Source organism: Polynucleobacter necessarius, assembly GCF_900095185.1.
In the GTDB taxonomy this organism is placed as follows: Bacteria; Pseudomonadota; Gammaproteobacteria; order Burkholderiales; family Burkholderiaceae; genus Polynucleobacter.
Map to the genome: position 1 here is coordinate 1,586,308 of NZ_LT606948.1, position 15,239 is coordinate 1,601,546.

Below are 15,239 nucleotides of genomic sequence, written 5' to 3' on the forward strand. Positions count from 1 at the left end.
TAGTGTAAAGCTAAATTCCCTACGCTTAAATAGATAATAGAAACGTTTTTGTTACTTAACCCTCTTAATCAACCCTCTTAACCTTCCTCTGGAGTTATAAGCAATGGCAAAAGCCCCAATGCGTGTCGCCGTAACCGGTGCAGCCGGTCAAATCGGATATTCCCTCTTATTCCGCATCGCCAATGGCGACCTTTTAGGCAAAGATCAGCCCGTAATCCTCCAATTACTTGAGATTCCAGATGAAAAAGCGCAGAAAGCCTTAGCTGGCGTCATGACGGAGTTAGAAGACTGCGCATTCCCACTCTTGGCTGGAATGTCTGCCCACTCTGACCCAATGACAGCCTTTAAAGACATCGATGTCGCCTTGTTAGTTGGCGCACGCCCACGCGGTCCTGGCATGGAGCGTAAGGATTTGCTTTCTGCAAATGCACAAATTTTTACAGCTCAAGGCAAAGCCTTGAACGCAGTTGCTAAGCAAACCGTCAAAGTATTAGTAGTTGGTAACCCTGCAAACACCAATGCTTACATCGCTATGAAATCTGCGCCAGATATTCCCGCTAAGAACTTCACTGCCATGTTGCGCCTTGATCACAACCGTGCCCTTTCACAATTGGCAAGCAAGTTGAACAAACCCGTTGCTGATATCGAGAAGTTAGTTGTATGGGGCAACCATAGCCCTACGATGTACCCTGACTATCGTTTTGCAACAATCGATGGCAAGTCTGTAAAAGATGCAATTAACGATCCAGCCTGGAACAAGGATGTATTCATTCCTACGGTTGGAAAACGTGGTGCAGCGATTATTGAAGCTCGCGGTCTTTCATCTGCAGCCTCTGCAGCGAATGCTGCAATTGATCATATTCATGACTGGGTGCTTGGTACTAACGGTAAATGGGTGACCATGGGCATTCCATCGAAAGGTGAATATGGCATCCCTACGGAAGTGATTTACGGCTTCCCAGTAGTTTGCGAAAACAGCGAATATAAAATGATCGAAGGTTTAGAGATTGATGACTTCTCTCGTGAGCGCATGACGCATACATTGAATGAATTGCTCGAAGAACAAGCTGGCGTTAAGCACTTGCTCTCATAAGGAAAGTTAGCACATGAAAAAAAATCTTCTCGCCATTAGCGTAACACTTGCAAGCCTACTAGGCGCTGCAAATGTGAGTGCTAGTGAAGAAGCATTTACTTGGACCTGTCAGGATAGCAAGCAGTTTCAAACTATCGGTACAACTGAAAAAGCTCGACTCATTTGGGAATCAAAAACCTATGACTTGGAACGTCAAACCTCCTTACCCGGAAGCTTGCGTTACAAGAATATGAACTCAGGTTTTGACCTTGTGGTACTCGGCAATAAAGCCATGCTTTTTAACATCAAGGCTGGTGTACGACTTGCCGATTTCTGCCAAACAGCAGAGATGAAAACTGGTAAATTGCCACACCTATTTGCTGATGCAGAACCCTTTGTGCCGAATTAATTGCTGAACTTGCATTAAACAAAAAAGCCAAGAGTGTCTCGGCTTTTTTGTTATGTAGCTTGAATGTTGTTTAATGGAACAAAGGCTGCTGAGATGGAGCGTCACCCGGCATCTCAGCATGTACTGCCTCACCCGAGCGATCCGGACATAGCGGAGCTCCACAGTCATCACAGAACTCAGGATCAAATAGCATTGCGTGACGGAATACATCCTCTACACCAGCATCATGCAAAGCATCACATATTTTCTTAATCGGACTCTCATCATCCGATAAATCATTCAAAGCATCGCTAGCTACGCTCTCACGATCATAAAGCGGCCAAATCACGCCATACATCACCTCAGCAGATCCTTTTGCGCTAAATGAAATACGGTACTCGTCTGCCTGCTCTTGCCCAAAGGCGCCCACTACACAAGATAATCCCGCCGGAAGAATGCCCAGAGCGCTCTCTAAGAAATTAACCGCTGCACGGATACTCAAAGGACGGACATGCTTGTCTGCGAGACGGCAGTTCGTAAAATAAGCCTCTGGTAGCAGAAGCTCAAACTCGCAACCAGGCAATAAAGATGCAATCGGATCTTGCATTGCATTCTGCCAACCGATGAGACTCACGCCCCGCTCTTGTCTTGCGGGCGACTCCTCTTGCCATTTGAAAATGGGTGAACCACTTGGGGCACTCAATGCAGCAATGATAAAGCGAGGGTCCGCCAATACAGCAATTGTCTCTGACATGTCACGTAATTCAAGCTTAACGTCTTTTCCTGAGATCGCTGCACTTGCCAGCGCTTCTGTCAAAATACGGGTTTGACAGTGCGAATGCGGCATCTGATCAATACTGTAAAGCCACGGCACAATTGCTAGGCGAGTATCGGTGGCAGCAATAAGACTATGTATAGCCTGTGCCGTAGATTCGACCATATTTACTGGCAATGGTTCTGAAGGTATCTGATATCGTGTATGCGCCACGATAGGCATTGCGAGCAACAATACGTCCCATTCTTGCCCCTCATCCTCAACCTTCATTGATTCTGCCAGTGTTTCTGCAATATCAGCAAGCACCTCAAATGCAACAGTATTTATACGAAAGGTTTGATCCAAGGCCGCATCAATCACATTTTGATTTTGACTTTTCAGCAAGCGCATCAGACGCGCATTCAAACGCTCTTCCCAAAAGCGATCTTCAATTTGACTGCCAGAAGCAGCCAATGAAATGGCATCAGCCACTAGCTTCTTCACCTCGGGAGAACTCCGTTGCAATCCTTTGGTCCGGTGAACAGCCATTATTTTCTCTCTGTCCTTCTAAATACTGGCTTCTCTGGCTTAGAGTCAGCCGCATAATATTTGTAACCATCCAAGTTAAAACTTTTTAAATCCGCTGGATCGGTAATACGATTCTCCACAACATAACGAGCCATTAGACCGCGAGCGCGCTTGGCATAAAAGGAAATAATCTTGTACTTGCCATCCTTAGCACCCTGGAAAACCGGGGAAACAATGGGGCAATTTAATTCCTTCGGTTGAAGCACCTTAAAGTACTCCTCTGAAGCCAAATTAAGGAGCACAGGCTTCTTTTGCTTTTCCAGAATCTTCTTAATTGAATCGAGCACACGACTTCCCCAAAATGCATAGAGATCTTTTCCTCTGACATTTTTAAAAGAAGTGCCCATCTCAAGGCGATAAGGCTGCATTAAATCCAAGGGCTTTAGTGCGCCATAGAGACCGGACAATATGCGAATATGGTCTTGAGCAAACTGAACAGACTTTGCATCCAGAGTTTTAACGTCAAATCCATCGTAGAGATCCCCATCAAAGGCATAAATTGCCGGCTTGCTATTTGCCTCTGTGAATTTCTTGGACCAATCCCGATAGCGCCCAACGTTTAGCGCGGCCAATTGATCCGACAAACCCATTAATTTGGCGATGTCCTGTGGGGCGAGCCTCTTGAGCTCAGCAATCAACTTAGCCGACTCGGTGACAAACTCAGGCAAGGTTGGAGCCTTAACCTTAACAGGGGTCTTGTAATCCAAGGATTTAGCAGGTGAAAGAACGATCAGCATGGCACAATTTGTTTATATATTTTTTACCATTCTAGCGACTACTGAATAGATCCACATTAATTGACAGACTTCTGACCCACCCCTTTATAAGTTCTTTAGCTAGCCCTTCTTTCCCAAGTCAACTACCAAATTCTGACTACCATACTAGCTTGCGTTAGCCCTGGTGACGAAGTGATCAGGATCGAACCCACATACGATGGCTATCGTCCATCAATCGAATTAGCTGGGGGGCAAGCCATTACGATTTCTCTACAAGCAATGCGTGATGATTCCAGACAAGTAACCTCCTATGAAATTCCATGAGACGCCTTGGCCAAGAACATTAATCCTCATACGAGCTTACTCATTATCAATACACCACACAACCCAACTGGTATGGTTTGGCATAGAGCAGCTCTAGATCGTTTAGCTAACCTTGTAAGAGATTCCAACGCTTTGATTTTGAGTGATGAGGTCTATGAACATATGGTGCATGACGGAGCACAACACCATAGCGTCTCCTCTCATCCCGAGCTGGCAGAAAGGAGCTTCGGTAAGACCTAGCATGTGATAGGCACGAAAGTGGGTTATGTTGCAGCGCCATTCAAGTTAACCGACGAGTGCAGGAAAGTCCACCAGTTCAATGTGTTTACTGTGAATACCCCAATGCAGTATGGGCTTGCTCATTACTTATCCGATGCGAAGCATTACTTAACTCTTCCAGAGTTTTATCAGGAGAAGCGAGATTTTTTAGGACCGGGTTAGACAAAATACAATTTAAATTGCCACCTTCTCCAGGAACGTATTTTCAGTGCGTTGATTATTCAAAGTGAGATATTCCTCAAGCAGAACTGAGTGAAGCTGAGTTTTGCAAATGGCTCACTACCGAAATTGGTATCGCCGCTATTCCCGTTTCTGTTTTTTATGAACAAGCTACCGAGTCTGGTGTGGTTCGTTTTTGTTTTGCTAAACAAGAACACACTCTCGCAAATGCATTAGAACGTTTACAAATTATATAGAGGACAAAATGGCAAGCCTTAAAACTCATAACGTGATTGATGTGTACAGTTGGCCAACACTGAATGGCCACAAGGTTCATATCATGCTTGAAGAATGTGGCTATCGCCTTGATCAGGATTGGGTCGCTCACCCAGTTGATATTGGCGCTGGAGATCAATTTGCCCCTAAGGTTTTAAAAATCAGTCCAAACAATAAGATGCCGGCAATTGTTGATCCCAATGGCCCAGATGGAAAACCCATGAGTCTTTTTGAATCCGGTGCGATTCTGCTCTATTTGGCCGGTAAGACGGGCAAATTTTTACCTCAAGATGCTTGCCCGGAAAGTATGAAATACTTCAGTGGCTCATGTTCCAAATGGGCGGTTTAGGAGCGATGCTTGGACAAAATCACCATTTCCGACTCTACGCCTCAGAGAAGATTGACTATGCCCATCAACCGCCATACCAATGAAGCCAAACGCATTTATGGAGGACTGGACGGCCAACTGAAAGATAATCCCTACATAGCAGGCAAAGGGTATTCGATTGCTGATATTGCGATTTATCCATGGACTCGGAATTGGAAAAATCAAGGTATCAATATTAAGCAGTATCCACATTTCAAATGGTGGTTTGAAAAAATTGAAGCACGACCAGTGGTAAAGCGGGGTTGCGAAGTATTAACAGCTTTACGCAAACCTTTGCATGACGACAAGGCGAGAGAGCAGTTATTTGGTTCAACCCAGTATCAGAAGAGGAAATAAGATGAGCATTCAATCAGTAGGTGTCATTGGCGCACAGGCACAATGGGCAATAGAATTGCACAAGTATGTGCGGTTGCTGGCTTGGATGTAGTGATGGTAGATATGAATGAAGCAGCTGTACAACATGGCTTAGATCAAAGTAGCAAAAATTTGGATCGCCTGGTAACAAAGAAACATTAACTATCGAAGCAAAAGAAGCTGCACTCAAGCGCATTAAAGGCAGCATCTCGTATGATGATTTCAAAGGTTTAAGTCTGGTTATTGAGGCTGCTACCGAGAAGCAGGCAATCAAAGAAAAAATCTTGCAGCAAGTGGATGAGATTGTGAGCAAAGATACCATCATTGCGCCTAATACCTCATCCTGATCTATGACTAAATTAGCTGCACTAGATGCAAATCCAGCGCGCTTTATTGGGATGCACTTCTTTAATCCCCGCCCCTCATGGCGCTAGTGAAAGTGATTTGTGGCTTACAAACTAGTGATGTTACACATGCTGCCATTATTAACATGGCAAAGAGCCGATTACCGTTAAAAACTCTCCAGGATTTGTAGTGAATCGTATTTTGTTGCCAATGAGTAACGAAGCATTTTTCGTTTTATCTGAAGGGCTTGCAAGCCCAGAAGATGTTGATGCCGGTATGAAATTGGGCTGCAATCAACCGATTGGCCCATTTGCTTTGGCAGATCGAATTGGCTTGGATACTTGTTTAGCGATCATGTAAGTCTATTGCGATAACTTCAGTAATTCTAAATACCACCCCTGCCCACTGCTGCGTAAAATGGTTGCCGCTGGATACCTTGGACGCAAAACAGGTCGTAGCGTATATACCTACGATAAATGATTTAACCATTCTTGTAATTGAATCGTGAACCCTATTCCACCTCTTGTTCGTAAACTTGGCTACGCCGGCCTCATTCCATTCATTGGATTAGCCCTCATGGTGCAATTGGCGCCTACACCAATCAATTATTAAGCGCTTAATCATTGGCAGGATATGGCGCTGTCATCACATCCTTTATGGGAGCATTGCATTGGGGCGGTAATTTACACTCAACTTGGCAAAGGTCCGGTTGGAGACCGCTGGGTTGATCGGAATGCTTGGATTTGGGGGGGCGTCATACCAGCATTGGTGGCATGGTTAGCGCTGCATATCTACATATAAGAGTCAACAGGATGCCTTGCTTCCTCACATCGAATCAGGTTTATTTATATTGATTGGAGCTACTACCGAGAATCCCTCGCTCGAAGTGAACGCAGCTTTACTATCCCGCGCTCAAGTTTATGTTGTAAAGTCTCTCAATCCCGCAGAGCTCAAACAACTCTTTCATCGAGCGCAAGAACATGCAATGTCCGAAGTGCACTTTGATTCAGCAGCAATTGATTCCTGAATCTCAAATGCAGATGGTGACGCAAGACGTCTTCTTAATTTAATTGAACAGGTTCGTCATGCGGCTCTGATACCAAACACAGAAGTGAAGAATGTCGATCAAGCCTTTATTGAGAATGCACTTAGCGCCCAGGCGCATCGGTTTGATAAAGGTGACGACTACTTCTACGACCAAATCTCTGCCTTACATAAATCGGTTCGAGGCTCAAATCCAGACGCAGCCTTATATTGGTTTTGTCGCATGCTAGACGGAGGTGCTGATACTCGGTATTTAGCTAGACGAATTATCCGCATCGCGTGGGAAGACATTGGATTAGCGGATCCAAGAGCCATGCAATTAGCCAACGATGCAGCACACAACCAGACCTATGAAAGACTTGGCTCTCCTGAGGGCGAACTTGCGCTTGGTCAGGCAGTGGTTTATCTTAGCGGTCGCCTCTAAAAGGAATGCAAGTTACAACGTCTACAATGCGGCTCGTGCCTATGTGGCTCAAGATCAATCTAGGCCCTGTACCCAACCATCTTCGCAATGCGCCCACAAAACTCATGAAAGATTTGGGTCACGGCAAAGAATATCGCTATGCTTATGATGAACCCCATGGTTATGCGGCGGGTGAAAATTATCTTCCTGATGGTATGACAGCACCGCATTGGTATGAACCAGTTGAGCGCGGCCTAGAAACGCAAATTAAAGAGAAATTAGTGTTCTTACATAAGCTCGATAAAGAGCACAAAAAGAAATAATGCATCAGATGGGTTATGAAGTAATATGAGCGCAAAGATTCCAGCCACTTTTCATCGGTTTAGATTGAGCAATACAATCAAGTCAATCTAATTAATCCTATTGAAGGAGTGCTAATGTGTAAGATTTTTGCGTCTCTTGTACTGATCATTAGTTGCTTTGCCAGCCAAGCCGCTTTAGCAGGCCCGAAGGTAGAGTTCAAAACCACCATGGGTAATTTTGTGGTTGAACTGGATGATGTTAAAGCGCCAAAGACTACCGCCAACTTTTTAAATTACGTCAAGAGTGGTTTTTATAACGGCACGATCTTTCATCGCGTCATTGATGGCTTCATGATCCAGGGTGGTGGTTTTACAGCTGATTTGGTACAGAAGCCAACCAATCCACCTGTGGTATCTGAAGCGCAAAATGGCTTAAAGAATAATCGCTACACGATTGCAATGGCCCGTACCTCCGATCTTGATTCGGCTACATCCCAGTTCTTTATTAATGTCAATCACAATACTGCCCTAGACTTCCCCAACTCAATGGGCAATGGCTATACCGTATTTGGCAAGGTCATCTCTGGTTCACAAACGATTGATGCCATTCGTAAAGTGCCAACTATGGTTGCACCCGCACCACGCATGGGTAGCATGGCTGATGTTCCAAGCACAGCCGTAACCATTGAAGCCGCATCTATTCTGAAGCAAAAGAACTGACAAGGAAAGCTACGATGATTTTGCTCGACGATGCGCAAAGTAATGCAGCTTCCCCCACTAGTCGCCTCTATGACAATACGCTGAATTATTGGAGCGTTTTGCCCAACGTGGTTATTTCACAAAATGTAGTAGCAATTCAAAATTGCTTTGATGAGATTTCTGCTGCACTTACTAGAGGCGAATTTGTCGTTGCAGCATTTGCTTATGAACTCGGCAGGCTGTTTCATAAATTGTCGCAACGCCTCAATACTGCGCATAGCCCTCATCCCCTGATTGAGGCATAGTCTTTTCTAAACTGCAAAAAGTTATCCAAACAAGATGTAGACCACCACATTGCAAAACGATTGGAAGCTCTGGAAGAGTCTCAAAAACACGCGGGCGTAATGAATATCTATGAATCCCTATCAGAGGATCATTTCTGCGCTGATGTTGAATCCATATAGCACCATGTTCGTAGTGGTGATGCTTACCAGATAAATCATACTGATCGCATTCATGGGAATACTTATGGAGCTCCTCTGGCACTTTATAGTCGCTTACGTGCTCACCAGCCTGGACGAGTTGGTGCCTACATAGAACATGTGGGGCATTTTGTATTATCTCAATCATCCGAACTCTTTATTGCCCGTAATGGCAATCTATTAAAAACAATGCCTATGAATGGCGCTGCCAGTGCCGTATTAGGGAAAGCAGCTGATCTCTCGGAAGATCCCAAGAATCAAGCTGAGAATGTCATGATTGTTGATCTCTTACACAATGATCTAAGTCGAATTTCTTTACCAAGTATGGTTACTGTTCCTAATTTATTGGAAGTTGCAAGGCATGGTGACGTATTGCAAATGACCGCTACCGTACAAGGTCAGATCAGAACTGATGTGGATCTATTTGAAATCTTTAATGCTATTTTTCCATGTGGCTCAGTAACCGGCGCACCAAAAAAACGTAGTATAGAAATTATTCAAGAGCTTGAGTCTGAGGATTGTGGCTACTACTGTGGGGCTTTAGGTTGGTTGGATCCAAATAGTAATTTTGTTTTCAGCGTACCTATTCGCACAGTAGAAATTAGTCAAGATCTAGATGCTCCTGCGTCACAATTTTTTTGGGAATGGGTGCAGAGGCATTACCAACGACTCAGATGCCCCTCAGGAATGGCGAGAATGTCGCATTAACTCTGCCTTTTTGATGAACTGACCTAGTGCAATCGGATTATTTGAAACGATTGCTGTGCACAAAGGTGAGCGCCACTGAGACTTCACGCCCATCTTGAACGTATGCAAGCCTCTGCTTTAGCGCTACACATTCCTTTTGACGCGTCACTGGCTAAAAATTTGATAACAAGCTCATGCCCACTCTTGATCAACATCTTTTTCATCGATTAAGGCTGGAGCTCTCCGCTAGCGGGGAGCTTTCTGTTGCAAACGCCGTGATTCATGAAACCCAAGAACCCGTCAAAATATTCTGGGCTCGAGATATTCTGGCTGGAGACGTCACGATGTTTTCAGGTAACGGCCTACTGCGTCATAAAACTAGCAACCGTTCCATTTACGATCAAGCTTAGAAACAGGCAGTTCAATTAGGGGGTTTTGATGCCCTCTTTATCAACGAAAAAGGTCTAGTTACTGAAGGAGGTCGCACTAGCATTTTTGTTAAACCTCAAGGTAGCGCTGAGTGGCTGACACCTCCTGTCTCGGCTGGTCTTTTACCGGGGGTGATGCGTGTGCTGCATCCCTGCTGGCTGATCGTGCTTTAAATGCCCGCGAAGCCAACCTGGCTATTAAAGATGTTTCAATGGAAGATGAGATTATGCATTAGCAATGCCTTACGCGGTGCCATCACAGCCCATTTTTAGAAAGTTTTCATGAAGTTTTCTCCAAATTGTGCCGCTGTATTCACGAGGAAGATTCCAGCGGATGATTCACGTGAACGTCATGTCTGCGAAGCCTGTGGCAGTGTCCATTATCAAAATCCGCGTAATGTTGTAGTTAGCATTCCTGTATTTCGGAATCAGGTATTGCTGTGTCGTCGCGCCACTGCTCCGCGTCACGGCTATTAGACTTTACCTGCAGGTTTTATGGAAGTGGGTGAGAGCACACAAGGAGTCACGGTGCAGCCCGCGAGACTCCTGAAGAGGCTGGGACTATCGTTGAGATTGGTCTACTATCTTCAGTCTTGAATGTGCCACATGCTGAGCAAGTACATCTCTTTTATTTAGCAACCATGTCTAGCCCAGAATTTTCCGCTGGGGAAGAGAGTCTTGAAGTGACCCTCTTTCATGAGCATGAGATTTCTTGGGATGAGTTAGCTTTTCCTACAGTAAAGCAAACACTGGAATGGTATTTTGCTGATTGTGCGGCTGGTAATTTAGAGTCTGGTAAAGACTTCCATGTGCGCAGTCGCGATGTTTTACCTTCCGAAAGAATTTAGGAGCGACTATGGGTCAGATTGTTTGGTTAGGACCTCATGACACTTTTCCAAACCCCTTGCTCGAACCCGATCCAGATCCTAGCGTTCCCGGGTTGATTGCAGTTAGCGAAAGAATTTACGCCGAACAACTAGCTCACGCATACCAGCAAGGTATCTTCCCCCAATATTCCGACAATCAGCCAGCACCATGGTGGTCACCTGATCCCAAAATGGTGTTAAAGCCCGCTAAATTTAAATTCAGTGAGTCTCTACAAAAAATCATTCGCATGTTTTGCCAAAACGGTACCTCGCAGTTACTGGTAGATGTAGATTTTAGAGCTGTAATACGCTCATGTGCGACCAGAATTTGGAAAGATCAGGATGGCACCTGGATCACCCATGAGATTATGGCTACCTATACCGCACTTCATGATCAAGGTAATCCACAGTATTGCACTCATAGAAGATGGTCAATTGACTGGGGGTCTTTACTGTGTTGCTGTTGGCGGAATGGTATTTGGCGAATCCATGTTTAGTCGCAAGCCAAATGCTTCTAAAATTGCATTGTCTGCGCTCAGTGCCTGGTGCCTGCAAAATCAAGTGGCCATTGATTGACTGCCAACAGGAGACCGCCCACCTCAAATCTCTAGGTGCAAGCCCCATCTCTAGAGGCGATTTTCTAGAGCAACTGCAAATTTCTATAAATCAAACCAACATTAAGAGATATTGGACTTTTTGATAAAACCATCTTGCACCACTGGCTATAACCCAGCTTAAAGAACTTCCTTTCACAACCCTACAATTTTATGCAACGGCTTCTTACGCCTGCAGCTATCTGCCCAACAGAATGGCTCGGTCACAAGTGGCCACACCATCTCATCTGATTCATGCCGATGTTTACGGCGACTTATTGAATGCAGGCTTCAGACGCAGCGGTTTATATATCTACCGTCCTTAGCCATCAAGCGCGCAGAGATCGGAATATCATCACCACCTACCCCCTCTGAATATCCAGATCCATCCTATTTTTCTTGATGGGAATACGCAATCTCTTTAGCCATTTTTAAAAAATCGACATCTGTACCTAAAGATTTTTCTGCATTTGCTAAGGCATCACGGCCCAGCGTTGTGTGGGATTTCATGATCTCAAATTCTTCGGGATCTAATTTGCCAGGCTTGAGCAACATTCGATCGGGAATACCCACCTTCCCGATGTTGTGCAATGGCGCCGACTTAAATAGCATCTTGATATTTTGTTCTATGAGATAGTCGGAAAAACGTGGGTGGGACTGCAATACTTTAGCTAATGCTAAAACGTAGTATTGAGTTCGGCGCATATGATTGCCTGTGTCCGAGTCGCGTGTTTCAGTCAAAGAGGCCATCGACAAAATTGTGACATCCTAAATCGCTATAACCTCTTTAGTTCTCTCTGCTACTTCTTTTTCAAGATAAGTATTCTGGTCACACAGAAAGGCAGCTGCAGCTTTCTTTTGCAACTGGGTGTTGACTCTAGCTAGAACGATCGGCTGACTAATGGGCTTAGTAATATAATCTGCCCTGCCCAACTCCAGACCCTTCTGCTCATCATCTGCTCCAGTCATTGCAGTGAGCAAAATAATCGGGATATCGCGGGTAGTAGGATCCACCTTTAACTTCGCAAACGTCATATCCCGACAAACCGGGCATCATGACGTCCAATAAAATTAAATCTGACTTCTTTTCACCATGAGCAATCTTGATGGTTTGATCACCATTGTTGGCGACTTTAAGCTTGTATAAATCTTTGAGCAAACCAGAAATCAGAGAAAGAGTCTCTGGAGAATCATCCACCACTAAGATCGTTGGTTTTTCCAACACGTCATTCATTGAGCTTTGATCATAACCAATGGTTGACCATAAAACTACTCGGGGCACCACTATAGGGAATAGTATAAAACTACTGTTTTAGAGCTAGCCCAGAGGGATTTTAGTGGGCGAGATAACCAAATTCATCGCATTGATTATCGGACTCAATTATCGGACTGCTGATCGAGCCACCCTGAGATGCCCTAGGATTACTTTGATAAATCCTCGATGATTCCCCAAACCACTTTGCAGCTATCTACATCTGTAATGATGAAACCCCGAATCGAGATTGGAAAACGGGTGCCGTCTTTACGAATGTACTCCTTGCGATTGGGACCAAAAGAACCTTTGGTACGCAGATCTTCTAGTTGCTGCTTTTCCTGGGCTTGATATTCTTTGGGAGTGATATCCCAGAATGAGAGTTTGAGGAACTCTTCTTTAGAGTATTGGGTACTTTCCAATAAAGAGCCATTGACTTCAACAAAGTCACCCGTCAAGAAGTCCACCATAGCCATACCACTTGGTGAATGCTCAAACAAGAACTCAAACTTCTCTTCAGAACAACGAAGTTTATGGTCACTAGATTCTACGGAGTCAACGAAAGGCTTGTCTTCCACCATTGAATCGCGCAATGGCGCTGCGCAATGACTTGAAAGCGACCTCTTTCGGCCGCAAAAGCCTCCACGACTACAGGATCAAAATGACTTCCGCGCTTTCCGAGAATCTCTGCAACAGCTTTGTCATAATCCCAGCCTGCCTTATTCAAAGCATCATACATATCAGCTAGAGCCATACTTCCTGCACTCAGAGGAATTGCATCGCCCTTTAAGCCATGCGGGTATCCGCCACCATCCCATTGTTCATGCTGGGCACCAGCGAACCGCATGAATGACGTGTTGGAAAAACCAACGATCAATATCAATAGCCATATCAATCACATCCCTTCCCAGAAGATTGGGTAACTGAGATTTTGCTGAAGCCAGCACGTTCTCGCCAATCAAGGTGTGGGTTTTCATGACCCTCCGCTCCTCTTCAGTAAGCGACCCCCGTTTGTAGAGTATTCCATCTGGAATCCCGACCTTGCCGACACCATGTAATGGTGCAGCCTTATACATGTTTTCAATCGCATAATCAGAGAGTTCTTCGACATCATTCCCCTGACTTTTAATACGATTGGCAAGGCATCTGACATACTCTTGAGTGTGCGCAATATGTGCACCAGTTTCATGATCTCTAGCCATAGCGAGCGCATTTAAACTAGAAAGCATCTTTAACTCGGAATCAATGGCTTTCTTGCGCTCAAGGCCTAATACGTTTTCAAACAAAATATTATTAATGGAGATGAAGATCAGCAGCGTAGAGCCCATCACCATACATCTCAAGACTGCCTCCAATACATCCTCTTGATAAATTATTGAGGTCAATAGTCCATAAGTCGTATTCAGCGCACGAACTACCAACAATCCAAATTGCAATATGAACGCAGTTTTGAGCACATTAAACTGCAGACGTTTACCTTCACTCGAAGTCAGTAGCGTCTCCACTAGACCCAGAAGAGCAATTCCCCCAACTACTGCGGTAATGAAATAGAACTGACATTTGCAATGGAAAGGAAAATAATCGGGGTAAATCCAGTCAATACGAATGCAAAACTCGCTAAGGCGATTAAACAAAGTGAGATAGGCCAGCATCTTGAGCGAACACCGCTATCAGAGCGGTTGTGAACGCCAAAATACATCAGCAATACAACAATGCCAAACGATAAATAGAAAAGTAAATTTGCTATTTGCATTAGAACTGTTTCGCTTTTTGAGAAAGCGCCGTGAAATAGAAAGAAATTTGATTCCGCCCCGACTGTTTGGTTTCATACATGGCTAAATCTGCGCATTTCATTAATTCATCGTCAGTGTGAGCGTCTTCTGGATAAAAAGCAACTCCAATACCCGCCGTAGTTGAAATTCAAGCACCTCCATGAGAAATGGGGGTAGATACTGAGGCCTGAATTTTCTTGGCAACCTCTAAAGCTCCGGATGCATTGGGGAAACCCTCTAAAAGAACCACAAACTCATTCCCCTCTTGGTGCCCATAACCATCATTAATTGACTTAAGTGATCTATATCGATGAAGAGCAATGCTAATAGTTTCCTGTCGCGTCTTGCTTTCAAAATAGTCGCTTTGTAAGCGATCAGCAAATAAAATGCGGTTCGGCAAGTCTGTCAGAGAATCGTGTTGTGAAAGATGGTTTACACGCTCTAGAGAATATTTCAAGCGACGATTTAATCGCACGTTGTAATACAAGAATGCCAAAGAAATGAAAAGAATAGCGGTACTGATGGTAAGGCCGTTGCATGCCCATTTCAAATCTTTTAAGGGATTGAACTCATAAAGAAAGCCAGTCAAATCAAAAGTAGATGGAAGTGCGCCAGCTTCTTGATGTATCTCGACTGCATGTTTCCAGCGGCCCTCATTCATATAACCGACTGGCACCAAGTCAGACCGTAACAAAGTATTGATGCGGGGAACTTTAAATTCGATTTTCTCAGCGCTTAACTCGGGTGCGAATTGATGAACGATCTTTACCGCTTTTTCAGAATTGCTGAGAATATATTACTAGCAAAAGGAGTATTTATCTACTAAACACTTAGTAGCAACTGATAGAGATAGTCACAAGCATCTATTTCATTGAATTAAGTTACCTTGAACCAAAAAACGGTCCTACACGAATTGTTAAGTATTGGCATCTCCCTCTCCAGCGAGAAGGACATTGAACAGCTATTGGAGAATATTCTCCAAACTGCCATACGCTTCACCAATGAAGCATTAATGCAAACGCAGCATCGACTGCTGCTGTCAGAATGTCAAATGCCGCGGCAGAATCA

Annotated in this window: 14 protein-coding genes and 8 pseudogenes; 14 read left to right on the plus strand and 8 right to left on the minus strand. The window is 44.5% G+C overall.

Translation table 11 applies throughout. The features are described 5' to 3' along the window. Positions 1-103: 103 nt before the first annotated feature. A complete protein-coding gene (locus DXE31_RS09190; RefSeq protein ID WP_114698549.1) occupies positions 104-1,093 on the plus strand; it encodes a malate dehydrogenase in 990 nt (329 codons plus the stop codon). Between the two features lie 13 nt (positions 1,094-1,106). Further along, a complete protein-coding gene (locus DXE31_RS09195; RefSeq protein WP_114698550.1) occupies positions 1,107-1,481 on the plus strand; it encodes a hypothetical protein in 375 nt (124 codons plus the stop codon). Between the two features lie 70 nt (positions 1,482-1,551). Here the strand turns inward: DXE31_RS09195 and DXE31_RS09200 are convergent, their stop codons facing one another. Both DXE31_RS09200 and yaaA read right to left on the minus strand, forming a co-directional pair. Continuing rightward, positions 1,552-2,763, minus strand: coding sequence for a DUF2863 family protein (locus DXE31_RS09200; RefSeq protein ID WP_114698551.1), 1,212 nt, complete (start codon positions 2,761-2,763; stop codon positions 1,552-1,554). Beyond that, positions 2,763-3,539 (minus strand): peroxide stress protein YaaA, encoded by a 777-nt coding sequence (yaaA, locus tag DXE31_RS09205; protein ID WP_114698552.1) that lies wholly within the window; start codon positions 3,537-3,539, stop codon positions 2,763-2,765. The genes DXE31_RS09200 and yaaA overlap by 1 nt, the downstream gene beginning before the upstream one ends. A gap of 129 nt (positions 3,540-3,668) precedes the next feature. Here yaaA and DXE31_RS09210 point away from each other — a divergent pair. From DXE31_RS09210 to DXE31_RS09265, 12 genes and pseudogenes are all read left to right on the plus strand, one after another. Then, positions 3,669-4,537 (plus strand): annotated as a pseudogene (locus tag DXE31_RS09210) (aminotransferase class I/II-fold pyridoxal phosphate-dependent enzyme); the annotation flags it as partial. 32 nt (positions 4,538-4,569) lie between these two features. Beyond that, positions 4,570-5,280, plus strand: a pseudogene (locus DXE31_RS09215) (glutathione binding-like protein). A gap of 1 nt (position 5,281) precedes the next feature. Continuing rightward, positions 5,282-6,123 (plus strand): annotated as a pseudogene (locus tag DXE31_RS09220) (3-hydroxyacyl-CoA dehydrogenase NAD-binding domain-containing protein). 319 nt (positions 6,124-6,442) lie between these two features. Beyond that, positions 6,443-7,413 (plus strand): annotated as a pseudogene (locus tag DXE31_RS09230) (replication-associated recombination protein A); the annotation flags it as partial. A 114-nt stretch (positions 7,414-7,527) separates the two neighbouring features. Further along, positions 7,528-8,112, plus strand: coding sequence for a peptidylprolyl isomerase (locus DXE31_RS09235; RefSeq protein WP_114698553.1), 585 nt, complete (start codon positions 7,528-7,530; stop codon positions 8,110-8,112). 14 nt (positions 8,113-8,126) lie between these two features. Beyond that, entirely contained in the window at positions 8,127-8,396 is a 270-nt protein-coding gene (locus DXE31_RS09240; RefSeq protein WP_114698554.1) for a hypothetical protein, read from the plus strand. 207 nt (positions 8,397-8,603) lie between these two features. Then, positions 8,604-9,281, plus strand: a complete 678-nt coding sequence (locus DXE31_RS09245) for a chorismate-binding protein (RefSeq protein WP_231969560.1) — start codon at positions 8,604-8,606, stop codon at positions 9,279-9,281. A gap of 173 nt (positions 9,282-9,454) precedes the next feature. Beyond that, positions 9,455-9,670, plus strand: a complete 216-nt coding sequence (locus tag DXE31_RS10685) for an aminotransferase class IV (protein ID WP_197712228.1) — start codon at positions 9,455-9,457, stop codon at positions 9,668-9,670. A gap of 39 nt (positions 9,671-9,709) precedes the next feature. Continuing rightward, positions 9,710-9,862, plus strand: coding sequence for a hypothetical protein (locus DXE31_RS10690; RefSeq protein ID WP_197712256.1), 153 nt, complete (start codon positions 9,710-9,712; stop codon positions 9,860-9,862). Between the two features lie 108 nt (positions 9,863-9,970). After that, a pseudogene (locus DXE31_RS09255) lies at positions 9,971-10,536 on the plus strand (NUDIX hydrolase). An 8-nt stretch (positions 10,537-10,544) separates the two neighbouring features. After that, a pseudogene (locus tag DXE31_RS09260) lies at positions 10,545-11,130 on the plus strand (leucyl/phenylalanyl-tRNA--protein transferase). Positions 11,131-11,278: 148 nt separating this feature from the next. After that, a pseudogene (locus DXE31_RS09265) lies at positions 11,279-11,470 on the plus strand (arginyltransferase); the annotation flags it as partial. A 1-nt stretch (position 11,471) separates the two neighbouring features. On the opposite strand, the pseudogene DXE31_RS09270 reads toward DXE31_RS09265, so the two are convergent. The 6 genes and pseudogenes from DXE31_RS09270 to DXE31_RS09300 form a co-directional block, all read right to left on the minus strand. Then, positions 11,472-12,381: pseudogene (locus DXE31_RS09270) on the minus strand (response regulator); the annotation flags it as partial. Positions 12,382-12,569: 188 nt separating this feature from the next. Beyond that, the gene (locus tag DXE31_RS09275) at positions 12,570-12,980 is read right to left on the minus strand and encodes a PAS domain S-box protein (RefSeq protein ID WP_114698556.1); all 411 of its coding nucleotides are present in this window, start codon (positions 12,978-12,980) and stop codon (positions 12,570-12,572) included. Then, positions 12,947-13,246: an HD-GYP domain-containing protein gene (locus tag DXE31_RS09280; protein WP_114698557.1), complete on the minus strand. Its 300-nt coding sequence runs from the start codon at positions 13,244-13,246 to the stop codon at positions 12,947-12,949. Before DXE31_RS09280 ends, DXE31_RS09275 begins: the two co-directional genes overlap by 34 nt. Then, positions 13,221-14,051, minus strand: coding sequence for an HD-GYP domain-containing protein (locus DXE31_RS09285; protein ID WP_162785587.1), 831 nt, complete (start codon positions 14,049-14,051; stop codon positions 13,221-13,223). Before DXE31_RS09285 ends, DXE31_RS09280 begins: the two co-directional genes overlap by 26 nt. Before the next feature lie 100 nt (positions 14,052-14,151). Then, positions 14,152-14,319, minus strand: a complete 168-nt coding sequence (locus DXE31_RS13075; RefSeq protein WP_114698560.1) for a diguanylate cyclase domain-containing protein — start codon at positions 14,317-14,319, stop codon at positions 14,152-14,154. Next, entirely contained in the window at positions 14,320-14,865 is a 546-nt protein-coding gene (locus DXE31_RS09300; protein WP_114698561.1) for a diguanylate cyclase domain-containing protein, read from the minus strand. Positions 14,866-15,239 lie beyond the last annotated feature (374 nt).